Source organism: Acinetobacter sp. UBA991, from assembly GCF_002292065.1.
GTDB lineage: Bacteria > Pseudomonadota > Gammaproteobacteria > Pseudomonadales > Moraxellaceae > Acinetobacter > Acinetobacter higginsii.
In genome coordinates this window covers 1-13,881 of sequence record NZ_DBBF01000015.1, presented here as the reverse complement: position 1 = coordinate 13,881, position 13,881 = coordinate 1, and the positions used below count along the sequence as shown (strand labels likewise).

The 13,881-nt window shown below is 40.1% G+C and carries 9 protein-coding genes and 1 pseudogene; 6 read left to right on the top strand and 4 right to left on the bottom strand.

Annotated features, from left to right (window positions below):
• Positions 1 to 98 precede the first annotated feature (98 nt).
• Complete coding sequence (gene sucC, locus B2727_RS06150; protein ID WP_003655470.1) at positions 99 to 1,265, top strand: ADP-forming succinate--CoA ligase subunit beta; 1,167 nt, start codon at positions 99 to 101, stop codon at positions 1,263 to 1,265.
• A gap of 12 nt (positions 1,266 to 1,277) precedes the next feature.
• Entirely contained in the window at positions 1,278 to 2,168 is an 891-nt protein-coding gene (sucD, locus tag B2727_RS06145) for a succinate--CoA ligase subunit alpha (RefSeq protein WP_003655479.1), read from the top strand.
• 91 nt (positions 2,169 to 2,259) lie between these two features.
• Here the strand turns inward: sucD and B2727_RS06140 are convergent, their stop codons facing one another.
• The 4 genes from B2727_RS06140 to trpS form a co-directional block, all read right to left on the bottom strand.
• Entirely contained in the window at positions 2,260 to 3,900 is a 1,641-nt protein-coding gene (locus B2727_RS06140; protein ID WP_033133570.1) for an alkaline phosphatase D family protein, read from the bottom strand.
• A gap of 195 nt (positions 3,901 to 4,095) precedes the next feature.
• Entirely contained in the window at positions 4,096 to 5,802 is a 1,707-nt protein-coding gene (locus B2727_RS06135; protein ID WP_033133569.1) for a flotillin family protein, read from the bottom strand.
• 33 nt (positions 5,803 to 5,835) lie between these two features.
• On the bottom strand, positions 5,836 to 6,480 hold the full coding sequence (locus B2727_RS06130; protein ID WP_033133568.1) for a YqiJ family protein: 645 nt from the start codon (positions 6,478 to 6,480) through the stop codon (positions 5,836 to 5,838).
• A gap of 416 nt (positions 6,481 to 6,896) precedes the next feature.
• Positions 6,897 to 7,910 (bottom strand): tryptophan--tRNA ligase, encoded by a 1,014-nt coding sequence (gene trpS / locus B2727_RS06125; RefSeq protein WP_004652187.1) that lies wholly within the window; start codon positions 7,908 to 7,910, stop codon positions 6,897 to 6,899.
• Positions 7,911 to 8,074: 164 nt separating this feature from the next.
• Between trpS and B2727_RS06120 the strand changes: the two genes are divergently transcribed.
• From B2727_RS06120 to B2727_RS06105, 4 genes and pseudogenes are all read left to right on the top strand, one after another.
• Positions 8,075 to 9,001: a DUF808 domain-containing protein gene (locus tag B2727_RS06120; protein WP_033133567.1), complete on the top strand. Its 927-nt coding sequence runs from the start codon at positions 8,075 to 8,077 to the stop codon at positions 8,999 to 9,001.
• Positions 9,002 to 9,038: 37 nt separating this feature from the next.
• A complete protein-coding gene (locus B2727_RS06115; protein ID WP_005205856.1) occupies positions 9,039 to 9,929 on the top strand; it encodes a KPN_02809 family neutral zinc metallopeptidase in 891 nt (296 codons plus the stop codon).
• Between the two features lie 281 nt (positions 9,930 to 10,210).
• The gene (locus B2727_RS06110; protein WP_033133566.1) at positions 10,211 to 11,710 is read left to right on the top strand and encodes a cation:proton antiporter; all 1,500 of its coding nucleotides are present in this window, start codon (positions 10,211 to 10,213) and stop codon (positions 11,708 to 11,710) included.
• Between the two features lie 472 nt (positions 11,711 to 12,182).
• Positions 12,183 to 13,881 (top strand): annotated as a pseudogene (locus tag B2727_RS06105) (BapA/Bap/LapF family prefix-like domain-containing protein); the annotation flags it as partial.

Sequence of the window (13,881 nt, the reverse complement as noted above, 5' to 3'; positions counted from 1 at the left end):
TGATTGTCTTATTTAGACAATCATTGATTCAATATGTAGCAGTCTGATTTTAAGAAGATCAAGGCTGTATCACTACAAACAACATAGTAGGTAACTAAATGAACTTACATGAGTATCAAGCTAAAGCGTTATTGAAAGAATATGGCATGCCAGTACAAGAAGGTATCTTGGCAACAAATGCAGACGAAGCAGTTGCTGCATTTGAACAGCTTGGTGGTAAATTCGCTGTAATGAAAGCGCAAGTTCATGCTGGTGGTCGTGGTAAGGCTGGTGGCGTTAAAGTTGCAAAATCTAAAGAAGATGTTATCGAGTTTGCAAACAATATCATTGGTACTCGTCTTGTAACGTATCAAACAGATGCAAACGGTCAACCGGTTAACAGCATTATCGTTGCTGAAGACGTTTATCCAGTTGAGCGTGAGCTTTACTTGGGCGCGGTTGTAGACCGTTCTAGCCGTCGTATTACTTTCATGGCTTCTACCGAAGGTGGTGTAGAAATCGAGAAAGTAGCAGAAGAAACGCCTGAAAAAATTATCAAAGTTGAAGTTGATCCTTTAGTTGGCTTACAACCATTCCAAGCACGCGAAGTTGCGTTTGCTTTAGGTTTGAAAGACAAGCAAATCAGCCAATTCGTAAAAATTATGGCTGCTGCTTACCAAGCATTTGTTGAAAATGACTTTGCATTATTCGAAATTAACCCACTTTCAGTTCGTGAAAATGGCGATATTTTATGTGTAGATGCGAAAGTAGGTATCGACTCTAACGCGCTTTACCGTTTACCTAAAGTTGCTGCTTTACGTGACAAGTCTCAAGAGAATGAGCGTGAATTAAAAGCATCTGAATTTGATCTTAACTATGTTGCTTTAGAAGGTAACATCGGTTGTATGGTGAATGGTGCTGGTCTTGCAATGGCAACTATGGACATCATCAAACTTTATGGTGGTCAGCCTGCAAACTTCCTTGACGTTGGTGGCGGTGCAACGAAAGAGCGCGTAATCGAAGCGTTCAAAATCATCCTTGCTGATACTTCTGTACAAGGTGTTTTAATCAACATCTTCGGTGGTATCGTACGTTGTGACATGATTGCTGAAGCAATTATTGCAGCGGTTCAAGAAGTAAATGTAACTGTACCAGTTGTTGTTCGTTTAGAAGGTAACAACGCTGAGTTAGGTGCTAAATTACTTGATGAATCAGGTTTGAAATTAATTTCTGCGAACGGTTTATCTGATGCCGCAGAAAAAGTTGTAGCTGCAGTTAAAGCGTAAGGAGTATCAATCATGAGCGTATTAATTAATAAAGACACTAAAGTATTGGTACAAGGTTTTACTGGTAAAAACGGTACTTTCCACTCTGCACAAGCTTTAGACTACGGTACAAAAGTTGTTGGTGGTGTTACTCCTGGTAAAGGTGGTACAACTCACCTTGACCTACCAGTATTCAACACAATGAAAGAAGCGGTACGTGAAACAAATGCAGATGCATCTGTTATCTATGTACCAGCTCCATTCGTTTTAGACTCAATCGTTGAAGCGGTTGATTCAGGTGTTGGCCTAATCGTTGTGATCACTGAAGGTGTTCCAACAATCGACATGCTTAAAGCGAAACGCTACTTAGAAACTAACGGTAACGGTACTCGTTTAGTTGGTCCTAACTGCCCAGGCGTGATCACTCCAGGTGAATGTAAGATTGGTATTATGCCTGGTCACATCCACCAACCAGGTCGTATTGGTATCATTTCACGTTCAGGTACATTGACTTATGAAGCTGTTGCTCAAACAACTAAGCTTGGTTTAGGTCAGTCTACTTGTATCGGTATTGGTGGTGACCCAATCCCAGGTATGAACCAGATTGAAGCGCTTCAATTGTTCCAAGACGATCCAGATACTGATGCAATCATTATGATCGGTGAGATCGGTGGTACAGCAGAAGAAGAAGCTGCTGAATTCATCAAATCTAACGTGACTAAGCCTGTAGTCGGTTACATCGCGGGTGTAACTGCACCTAAAGGTAAACGTATGGGTCACGCTGGTGCGATCATTTCTGGTGGCCAAGGTACTGCTGAAGAGAAATTCGCTGCATTTGAACGCGCAGGAATGGCTTACACGCGTAGCCCAGCTGAGCTTGGTTCTACTATGTTGCAAGTTTTAAAAGAGAAAGGTTTAGCGTAATACGTTAGATTTTAATCTTTAAAAAAACCCCAATGGAAACATTGGGGTTTTTTATTGGGTTATTATTCAGTTTTGTTTTAATGTTTGAGCTTTAACCCAACACGGCTGTTAATTCTTGAGTATATTGGGAAATACCGTCCAGATTAAAAAATTCAACTTTTAACGCTTTACTTTGGGGATCAATATTCACTTCACCAAAGAACTGGTACCCATCTAAAGGCGAGAGATTTGCTTTACCTGCGGGTGGAGTTTTTTCAAAGATCACTTGTCCACCAAAGGTTGCATCCATTTGATTAGGACCAAAAGTACCCGCATTTAAAGGACCTGCTACAAACTCCCAGAAGGGTGAAAAATCAGTAAATTGAGCCTGAGTATTATCATAATAATGTGCGGCACAATAATGAACATCGGCTGTTAGCCATATCATGTTTTTTACTGACTTAATACGACGAAGTAAGCCTGCAATTTCCAGTTCACGCCCGAGAGGTGCGCCATTGTTGCCATTGGCAATCGCTTCCCATGTTTTAGCAATACCGTCAGCGACGCCAAAATTATCTTGCACATTTAAACCAATCGGCATATCTGCAGCAATCACTTTCCATACGGCTTTTGAATTAGACAATTCATCCACCAGCCAGTTGACTTGAGTTTCACCGAGAAAGGCCGTGTCTGCATTTAGACTGGTCTGTAAATTGGTACTATTACCTCCGCGATACGACCGCATATCGAGTACAAATACATCTAGTAATGGACCATGACTGATTTTACGGTAAATACGCTGATCACTGAATGCCTCAGTTGTCCATGGCATCGGAGAGTATTCTAAAAATGCTTGCTTGCCACGATAACTCAGCGTATTGATGTCTTTTTCAGCATAAGCATTATTTTTGCTCAGATCTTTGGTAGCAGACCAGTTATTGGTAACCTCATGGTCATCCCATTGCCAAATTTGCGGTACTTCTGCAGCGAATTTTCGTAAGTTCTCATCCATAAAATTATAACGATAGCGACCACGGAATTCTTTTAGGCTTTCAGCGACTTTACTGACTTCTTCTGTGACAATATTTTTCCAGATGCGCAGCTCATCGGGCTTTAATGATTGTCCTGCTTGTAAAGTCACCGTATTTTGGATCGGACCATCTGCGTAAATGGTGTCACCACTATGAATAAAAAAGTCTGGTTGACGTAGCCGCATCGTTTCCCAGATTTTCATGCCTCCAATATCGGGATTAATACCCCAACCTTGTCCCACAACATCGCCACCCCAAACAAAGCGAATGGGGGAGGTGCCTGTTGATATGGTGCGGAAGCTACCTGTATAGATTTCACTGGTGGCATTATTTTGTGTCGCATCTGCAAAGCTAACCCGCAAAAAAATATGCTGATCATTTGGTAAACCTGTCAGGTTCACTCGCCCTGTATAGTCACTGGCCGCGGTTACCACTGGACCTGATACAACCTTTGGTTGTTTAAAGCGATCAGTAAAGTCATATTCTACACGTAGTTTCGAAGCTCGATCTGATTGTGCCCAAATGGTTGCATTGCCATTGCGGACATCACCAATTTGAATACCAGACGGGAGTTTGGGTCTGGCATGCTCTGGAAGAATAATTGCTGGGGCTTTGTTGTCATTTAGGCCGCAGGCAGCCAAGGTTGAAAAAGATGCAACACCGACAGCCAATTTTCCACTATTAATTAAGAAACGACGACGGCTTTGAATAAACTGCGACATATTGGCATCTCATTTATTTACTGAGGTGGGGATTTTGCAGTATGAGAAGCCTAAGTGAATGAATGATGACATCAACATCATTTGAATTTTTGCAGAAGCGAGAAGTGCTGATTTACTTTATAAAAATAAAAAATCGGCTGCAAGGCAACCGATTTTTGAAATGACTTACAGCTCTCTAGCCATAAGATTGTTGGTCTACTCTTTTGGTTTTAACCCTTGAGTTAAACCATTGATATCGCCACCTTGTAAGCCAAGCTCGTTCATTAAACTGTCAATCAGTGGTGCTTGTGAGCGGTAGCGAAGGGCACTATTCACCACTTGGTCAGATAAAGAGGTTTGACCATTTTCAACCGCATCACTACCGACAGTACCACCACCTGCAAAGCTACTTAGACCATTCACTTGTAAAATCTTGATGTCATCAATGTTTTCCATTGGTTTAACACTTTCACGAATGATCTCTGGTAAATGCTTTAATAGTGCCAAGCGCACTTGCATTTCTACCTGTTCAGCAGAAAGCGTATTGGCTGCTTCATTCACCGCACGCGCACCTTCCGCATCAACCTGATATTGTTTTTCCAACGCTTGAGCAAGTAGGATTTTTGCATCCGCCTCACCTTTCGCTTTTAAGCGAATCTTTTCAGCATCTGCTTCTGCTGCAATACGTACTGCTTCTGCTTCATCAGCAGCGGCTTTTTTACCCGCATCCGCAGCAACCGTAATCGCAATGGCTTCTTTCTCAGCGGTTTGTTTAGCTGCAACCAGTTCGACTGCTTTTTGACGCTCAGCACGTTGTGTTTCACGGACAGTCACAACTTCTTCCTCTGCTTTTACCGCTTCGGCACGGGCCTTGTCAGCTTGCGCTTTGGCTTCTGATTCAGCGCGAGATTTTTCAGCAATGGCAATGGCACGATCTTGCTCAGCCAGTTCGATGGTTTTCTTTTGTTCAACTTGTGCTTTTTGAATCAATTGTGCTTTTTGAATATTCTCATTTTCTACATCACGCGCAGAAGCAATTCGTTTTAGTTCCACTTCACGTTCAGCAGCAATTTGAGCTTCTTCAGCCTCACGTTTTTTACCTGCTTCTTGAGAGGCGATTTCTGCAGTTTGTTCAGCTTTACGAATCGAGATTTCACGCTCTTGCTGTAACTTTGCATATTCTTCTTCACGCGAAATTTCTAAACGAGCACGTTCTGCTTGTAAGTTCTTTGCACGAATCGCAAGGTCAGCATCTTGTTCAATGTCATTACGCTTTTTACGGCGGTCTTCAATGGTTTCGGTCAGCTTGGTTAAGCCTTCCGCATCGAACGCATTTTGCGGATTGAAGAATTTAAAGCTAGTTTGGTCGAGACCCGTTAAAGATACGGTTTCAAGTTCTAGACCATTTTTGGATAAATCTTCAGATACCACTTGTTGAACTTTTTGGACAAAGTCGACACGCTTTTCATGTAGTTCTTCCATTGCCATTTCTGCAGCAACGGCACGAAGTGAATCGACAAATTTACCTTCGACCAGATCTTTAAGCTCTGGTGGGGACATGGTTTTACGTCCTAAGGTTTGGGCCGCAGTTGCAATTGACTCTGCAATCGGTTTAACACGAACATAGAATTCAGCCATGACATCGACACGCATACGGTCACGGGTAATCAGGGCTTGGTCTGCAGCACGTTTTACCTCTAAACGTAAGGTATTCATATTTACAGGAATAATTTCGTGTAAGACAGGGAGGACAATTGCACCGCCATTTAGAATCACTTTTTCGCCACCAAAACCTGTGCGCACAAAAGACACTTCTTTACTTGAACGGGTATAGAGACGGGCGATAATAATGCCAATAAAAATCAGTGCTGCAAAAATAACACCAGTAATAATTAAAATTTCAGTCAATGCTGAATTCAACATGTAAACACCCTCATGTAGTCATAAATATAAAAATTAAGCAGCAATCGCTTGGAATCCAATTTTGGTTCTTTGCGTTAAAATCACGTCTTGTCCTTGATGGAAAACCAGATCAAGTTCGGGTTCAACCAAGACGTAATGGGTTTGGCCAAATTGGTCTTTAACTTTGGCTTGTGCAGGGGAGTTGGGTTTAGCGTCCCCTAAAATAATATGTGCTGTTCTGCCAATTAGATCGTCTGCTTGAATTGCTGTGGTTTCATCTTTAGGAATAATCTTGGCAATTAATGCAGCGCTATAACGTACCAATGGCATACAGAGAAATAAGCAGGCAGGGGCAATGATCCACGCAGAAAGATAATGTTCTGTAAATTGATAAAACAGGTCTTGGATGATTAAACCTGTGAGTGCATAGACAGTTAAGAAGATGATCAGCCAGATCAGTAAAGGGACTTTACCTAAATACAGCCATTCCAAAAACTGGATCAAAACAGAATCAGATTGTTCTACAGAGACATCTGCATGATCAATATCGCTCAGACTATCAGGTAAAAATTGTTCCAAAAAGCTAGAACTACCACCGAATAATAATAGAATGAATTCGAGTAGGCCAATAAACAGGCATAGCATTAAAGCAATGCTAAAAACAAGGCTAGAAGGATGTGTTAAAAGATCCCAGATCATCGTCATTACTCTTATTTCTTTTAGCGTTAATTAATAAATTTTTTATAAAAATAAAACAGTTATAAGAGTAAAGCCAACACGTCTAAATTTCAACCTAAATTGACCACATTCTTGCAGACGAAAAAAAACGCAATGATTGGGGTGATCACTGCGTTGAACAACGAATCTGTTTAAAACAGTTTCGGTTGAAAGGAGAAATGTCATGAGATTAGTGTTAACTAACCTACAACGCCATAGTATTTAAAAACCTGACTAAGTTCATCGGTATTCATGTTAACTACTGTTAATAGATGTTAAGAAGTGACGATAATTGTTAGTTTTGGATTGTTTGGAAGAGTTCTAAAATTAAACTTAAATCAAATGCTTAAAACATAAAAAGCCCAATCAAGGGCTTTTTATGTGAAAAGTAACGTAAATTAGAATTTAAATAATCCAATTCCCGCCTTCACTTCATCTAGCGTTTGTTGAGTAATGATGCGGCACTTTTCGGTACCTTGTTTCAATACATCCATAATGTAATCTGGATCTTTTTCCAGCTCGGCACGACGTTCACGAATTGGTGCAATCAACTCTTGTAAGACACCTTCCAAGCGCTTTTTCACAGTACCATCTCCAAGACCACCACGACGATAATGTGCTTTTAATTCTTCTACTTCTTCTTTGTTTGGATCGAAAGCATCAAGATAGGTAAATACGATGTTGCCTTCAACCTGACCTGGATCTTCAATACGAAGATGGTTTGGATCGGTATACATTGCATTGACAGCTTTTTTGATGTCTTTATCTGTAGCATTCAACACAATGGTATTGCCCAAAGATTTCGACATCTTCGCTTTGCCATCAAAACCAGGTAAGCGTGCCATATTTGACAACAGGGCTTTACATTCTGGTAATAGATCATGACCAATTTGACGATTAATACGACGTACCACTTCGTTGGTTTGTTCGATCATTGGGAGTTGATCTTCACCAACAGGAACGACAGTCGCTTTAAATGCGGTAATGTCTGCTGCCTGTGCAATTGGGTAGCACAGGAAGCCTGCTGGAATATCACGCTCAAAATTACGTAATTGAATTTCAGCTTTTACAGTAGGGTTACGCTCTAAACGTGCAACAGTCACGTAATTGAGGTAAATCATGGTCAATTCATTCAACGCAGGTAAGCAAGACTGTACACAAATTGTGGTTTTGCTTGGGTCAATCCCGACAGCAAGATAATCGAGTGCAACTTGCAGGATGTTATTGCGGACTTTATCTGGATTATCAGCATTGTCTGTCATTGCTTGCGCATCTGCCAATAACAGATGTTGATGATGACTATCTTGTAGACCTACACGAGAACGTAATGAACCGACAAAATGTCCGAGGTGGAGTTGTCCTGTTGGACGGTCGCCTGTCAAAATGATGGGACGTTGATCAATATTACTCATGATATGTTCCAAGATTCAGTAATTTCATAGATATAAGATTGATATTATTGTACGAGAAATAAATTTTTTTCGTCAGCGATAATTTTAACTTTTTCTTAAAATCATATTGTGATTTCACTGCGTGATTCTACAATGGCTGTATAAATACAAATCAGGAAATAAAAATGGCGAGTGGTTTATTACTATTACTAGATGATATTGCAACAATTTTAGATGATGTTGCAGTCATGAGTAAAATGGCAGCCAAAAAAACTGCAGGTGTTTTAGGTGATGACTTAGCGCTTAACGCCCAACAAGTCAGTGGTGTACGTTCAGATCGAGAATTACCTGTGGTCTGGAGTGTTGCAAAAGGTTCATTTGTTAATAAATTAATTCTCGTTCCATTGGCCTTATTGATTAGTGTTGTTGCCCCTTGGTTGATTAACCCGTTGCTTATGATCGGAGGTCTATATCTCTGTTATGAGGGGGTGGAGAAGGTTGTGCATATGTTGTTTCATAAAAAAGCCAAAACAGCAGAGGAGGCCAGTGAAAACTTACAACACGTCGAAGTCGATTTAGCCAAATTTGAAAAGGAAAAAGTAAAGGGAGCGATTCGGACAGACTTTATTCTTTCTGCTGAAATTGTGGTGATTTCGTTAGGTACAGTTGCAACAGCTGCATTTATGACTAAAGTGACAGTATTAAGTATTATTGCAATCGTCATGACTGTCGGGGTATATGGCCTGGTTGCAATGATCGTAAAAATTGACGATTTAGGTTTATATCTTACACAACAAGCTTCTGAATTAAAAAATAAAATCGGTCGTGGTTTACTTGGTTTTGCTCCAATTTTAATGAAAACACTTTCAATTGTTGGAACGGTTGCAATGTTTTTAGTGGGTGGGGGGATTATTTCGCATACCATTCCTTTATTGCATCATTTTACTGAAGAAACGGTTGATCATTTAGAGCTCATTCCAAGTGTCGGTTCAATCATTGGTGCTTTAACACCAACCTTGATTAACTTAGGCATTGGTTTGCTTGCAGGTGCTGTTGTGTTGATGATTGTCAGTTTGATCAAGAAACTCTGGCCAAAAAAAGCATCTACTTAAACCTAGGTCGTCATCATCAGAATTATGTGAGGTAATTATGCGTTGGAAAGGTCGTCGAGTCAGTACCAATGTAGAAGACCGTCGTGGTGGTGGCGGTGCGAAAGCAGGTGGTATTAGTATTATTGGGCTAGTGGTCGCCTTTGTGGCTTGGAAATTTTTTGGGGTTGACCCTCAACAAGCCTATCAAGCGACACAAGCTGTAACCGCACAGTCTTCTCAACAAGGCAGTGCACCACAGAACTTGACTGCTGAACAAAAAGAGGCCAGTGAGTTTGTTGGAACGGTGTTGGCAGATACCGAAGATACGTGGACACCAATCTTTCAGCAGCTGGGGATGACTTATAAGCCGCCAAGCTTAGTACTCTTCAGTGGCGTTGTACGTTCAGGGTGTGGTACTGCACAGGCTGCGATGGGACCTTTTTATTGTCCGGCTGATCAGAAAGTTTATATTGATACCTCATTCTTTAAAGATATGCGTCAGCAAATGGGTATTTCTGGAGAACAAAATCAAACAGAACTTTCTCGTCAGGATCAGGCTGGGGATTTTGCTCAGGCCTATGTGATTGCGCATGAGGTGGGGCATCATATCCAAAACCTATTAGGTATTTCAGGTCAGGTGCAACAAGCACGTGCACAGGCCAGTCAAGCACAAGGTAATCAACTCTCTGTACGTTTAGAATTACAGGCAGATTGTTTTGCAGGAATCTGGGCGCATCAGAATCAAAAACGTACGCAGTTCCTTGAACAAGGTGATATTGAAGAAGCAATGGATGCAGCCGAAAAAATTGGTGATGACTATTTACAACGCCGTGCGACTGGACAAGTTGTGCCAGATAGTTTTACTCATGGTACTAGTGAACAGCGGATGCAATGGTTTCAGATCGGTTTGAAATCAGGTGATGTGAATCAGTGTAATACCTTTAAATAGGACAAAAAAGGAGCGTTGCTCCTTGATTTTTATACGGAAGATATACGAATCAGAAGAACAATTAACGTAAAATAAGAGCGTCTATGCTGAATTGAGGATGATTGGTTTATTGTTGTGCCTAAACCATTTGTTAATATAAATTAAATAATAAGATGGATGAATTGCAGCATAGGCCTTCACTCTTTATTCAATTGCACAGTATTTTGAATTTTATCATTGATTAAAATTTTAAAATTTAAATAAAGTTTATGTTGTTAAAATTGAATAAATAAAGAGGTCATATGGGTAACTTTTTTCTTTTACAAGCATTGACGGTTGTTTTTGCCTTATCCATTGCGACGACTATTTTTAATAAACGAATACTCGGTTTTCCTCAGGCTATTGGTGTTCCAATTGTCTCGGCTATTTTTGTCTTTATTTTGCAGTGGGGTGCAAGTTTATTAAATGGCAATCAATTTATTACCATTAATATTCATAATATTGAAGCTGCTGTAAGAAATATTGATTTTTATGATTTTTTAATCAATGGTGTGATTTGTTTTATTTTAACATCATCTGCACTGAAATTTAAAATTTCAGACTTAAGGAGTTACTGGAAACCAATTGGCATTTTAGCCACGATTGCACTGGTGTTATGTGCAGGATTTTATGCAGGATTATTGTATTTATTTCAATGGCTGGTTGGCTACCCAGTACCAATTGGTGTTTTACTATTATTAGGTGCGGCACTTGGTGCAACCGATCCAATTGGTGTTAAAGGGGTATTAAGTTCTATTCGGGCACCGCATCATCTGATTGTAAAATTAGAGGGAGAGTCATTATTTAATGATGCGATGTGTATTGCATTGTTTATGACGCTATTAAAAGTTTTACAGGGGGAGCATTTTTCATTACTGGCAACAATTGAAACGTTATTATATGAAATCTTTGTTGCAGTAATTATTGGTTTTGCATTTGGTTTTGCGATCTTACGTTTACTAAGAGGTAAACATGAGATGGAGTCTTTGATTTTAACTACTGCACTACTTGCAAGTGGTTCTTATCTCGTTGCTTTATTTGCGCATGCATCTGCTCCGATTGCCTGTGTCATTGGTGGTTTGATTGTCGGAAACAAGTGGCAGGAAATTCGTGAACAAAGAGAAATTCGTGAAGTGAACCATTTTTGGCATACTGTTGAAGGGATTATCAATTCATTCCTGTTTACTTTGATCGGTTTAGAGCTGTTTATTCTGGATTTAAGTGCCAACTTAATTATTGGTGGCATCATTGCCTTTATTATTCTGCATTTATCTCGTTTTGCAGCAAACTTCGCTGCTTTTGCCCTATTTCCATCCTTCCGTAATAAAAGTTACAACGGCAGTTTAGCTATTCTTTCGTGGGGCGGTGTCCGCGGAGGGATTTCACTGGCGTTGATCCTTGCTGTGGCGAATATTCCAGAATTGAGCCAATACAGTAGTATCTTGATTGGCTATACCTTTATTAGTGTACTACTGTCAGGTGTGGTTTGTGGTCTTGGTTTACCCGCCGTGATGAATGCTTTCTATTACAATCCGAGTGAAGAGACACAAGGGCTGAAGGGGTTCTACCAGCGGATGTGCAATAAGATGAATCGTCGTGGTTTTAAATATATTGTTGGTGAGGATAGCTTGGGGAGAGAAACGATTACTATCTATAATCCTGAAATTTTATTGGATCAGAAAACTGAAGATGGTGTAGCAACCATGCATCATCCAAATAAGAGAGAAGAAGTTAAGCGATTAGAGAATCCTGATAATTTTTAATTGCATATTTTTGTTTTTTGTTAAAAAAGCCTTTTTTATAAAAAAGGCTTTTTATTTTATTAGGTAAATAAAAGTTAAACTATATTTGAATTTTAATTAAATAATAATTTGAAAATTTAATTTGTATTTTGTTATTTAAATAATATATTTAAAAAGTTTGTTAAATTAAATTTAAATACCTTTTAGGAATCTAATGGCTTATTTTGTCATATTTGTTTAGAAGTGTAATTTTTATAATTATTAAGAAAAGCTTTTTTATTTTTTAATCTTTTAAATCATGATCTTATTTTGTTGTGAAAAAATATTACAATGTAAGTTTGTTTTTTTATTTTGTGCGCTATTTAACATTTATTTTGTTTGATTTAAAGTGTTGCTGTGAACTCTATCACTTAGAAACAATAATTTAAACTTAAGTTAATAATGTAATTAAGAATTGATTAAGAATTAATAATTTATAATGAGGAATATAACCATGTCTCAAATACAGATTATTTCCAAGGAAAGTCATCAAACCCTTGTAAATACGACGGGAAAAACAGCAACATTACCCTCTGAACCTTCAGTTGTATTAATTAAGGTCTCTGCAAATGATATTTCAGTTGTTAAGAGAGATGGTGAAAATGCTGTTGTAGTATTAAAAAATGGCGAAACAATCGTTATTCATAATTTCTTTAATAATAGTGAGGTAGCAGATAACAGCCTTGTACTACAAGGTGATGATAATCAATTAGTCTGGGCACACTTTAAGGATATGGAAAGTGATGCGGATGCTGATGCCGATGCGGACGCAGATGCAGATGCTGACTCGGATGATGATGATCATGAAGGGGCTGTCTTTTTAGAAGAAACACCAGCGGTAGTACCCGAAGCGGCAGCGGCTCCTGTTGAAGCAGCAACATTGCAGCCAATTCAGGCAGTAGAACCATTACTTTATGCAGGTGAAGCATCGAGTGGTTTTAGTCCATGGTTGTGGGCTTTACCTGTACTTGCGATTGGCGGGATAGCCGCAGCAGCAAGTGGCGGCGGTGGAGGTGGGGGCAATAACGACAACAATACAGATACCACACCACCAAATACGGATGCCGTAAAATTTAATATTGATCCAGTCACTGCAGACAATGTCCTGAATGCGGCAGAATCATCAGGCAATGTAACCTTAACTGGAACCTTGACAGGTGTGCCAGCAGATGCAGCAACCACAGTGGTCACGGTTTATTGGCTGATGGCGATAAAACGATTGATGCGAATGTTAAGTTTACAGATGCAGCAGGCAATAGCAGCAATGTAACAGATACCCAAGTGTATACAATTGATACAACTGCACCAAATGCACCAGAGATTAATCCAATCAATGGTACAGACCCAATTACAGGGACTGCAGAACCTGGTTCGACGGTGACGGTGACTTTCCCAGATGGTAGTACGGTACAAGTACCAACCGATCCAAGCACAGGAGTATGGACCACACCAAATCCAGGTAACTTACCAAATGGAGGTACAGTAACAGCGGTTGCGACAGACCCAGCAGGTAATCCATCTGTACCTGGTACAGAAACAGTGGATACGGTTGGCCCAGATGTTTCAGGTACCACACTCAATATTGACTCTGTAACTGCAGACAATGTCCTGAATGCGGCAGAATCATCAGGCAATGTAACCTTAACTGGAACCTTGACAGGCGTGCCAGCAGATGCAGCAACCACAGTGGTCACGGTTGTAGTCAATGGTGTGACCTATACAGCGACAGTCAATTCAGCGAATGGCACTTGGAGTGTGAGTGTGCCAGGTAGCGGTTTATTGGCTGATGGCGATAAAACCATTGATGCCAAAGTTACGTTTACAGATGCGGCAGGCAATAGTAGCAATGTAACAGATACCCAAGTGTATACAGTTGATACAACTGCACCAAATGCGCCAGAGATTAATCCAATCAATGGCACAGACCCAATTACAGGGACTGCAGAACCAGGTTCGACGGTGACGGTGACATTCCCAGATGGTAGTACAGTTCAAGTACCAACTGATCCAACCACAGGGGTATGGACCACACCAAATCCAGGTAATTTACCGAATGGCAGTACAGTAACAGCTGTGGCAACAGACCCAGCAGGTAACCCATCTGCACCAGGTACAGAAACAGTTGATACAGTTGGCCCAGATGTTTCAGGTAC

Bases quoted from the DNA above. Each gene is read 5' to 3' on its own strand.
- B2727_RS06110 (WP_033133566.1), top strand. From the start codon at position 10,211: ATGGGTAACTTTTTTCTTTTACAAGCATTGACGGTTGTTTTTGCCTTA.
- sucC (WP_003655470.1), top strand. From the start codon at position 99: ATGAACTTACATGAGTATCAAGCTAAAGCGTTATTGAAAGAATATGGC.
- B2727_RS06140 (WP_033133570.1), bottom strand. From the start codon at position 3,900: ATGTCGCAGTTTATTCAAAGCCGTCGTCGTTTCTTAATTAATAGTGGA.
- trpS (WP_004652187.1), bottom strand. From the start codon at position 7,910: ATGAGTAATATTGATCAACGTCCCATCATTTTGACAGGCGACCGTCCA.
- B2727_RS06120 (WP_033133567.1), top strand. From the start codon at position 8,075: ATGGCGAGTGGTTTATTACTATTACTAGATGATATTGCAACAATTTTA.
- B2727_RS06115 (WP_005205856.1), top strand. From the start codon at position 9,039: ATGCGTTGGAAAGGTCGTCGAGTCAGTACCAATGTAGAAGACCGTCGT.
- sucD (WP_003655479.1), top strand. From the start codon at position 1,278: ATGAGCGTATTAATTAATAAAGACACTAAAGTATTGGTACAAGGTTTT.
- B2727_RS06135 (WP_033133569.1), bottom strand. From the start codon at position 5,802: ATGTTGAATTCAGCATTGACTGAAATTTTAATTATTACTGGTGTTATT.
- B2727_RS06130 (WP_033133568.1), bottom strand. From the start codon at position 6,480: ATGATCTGGGATCTTTTAACACATCCTTCTAGCCTTGTTTTTAGCATT.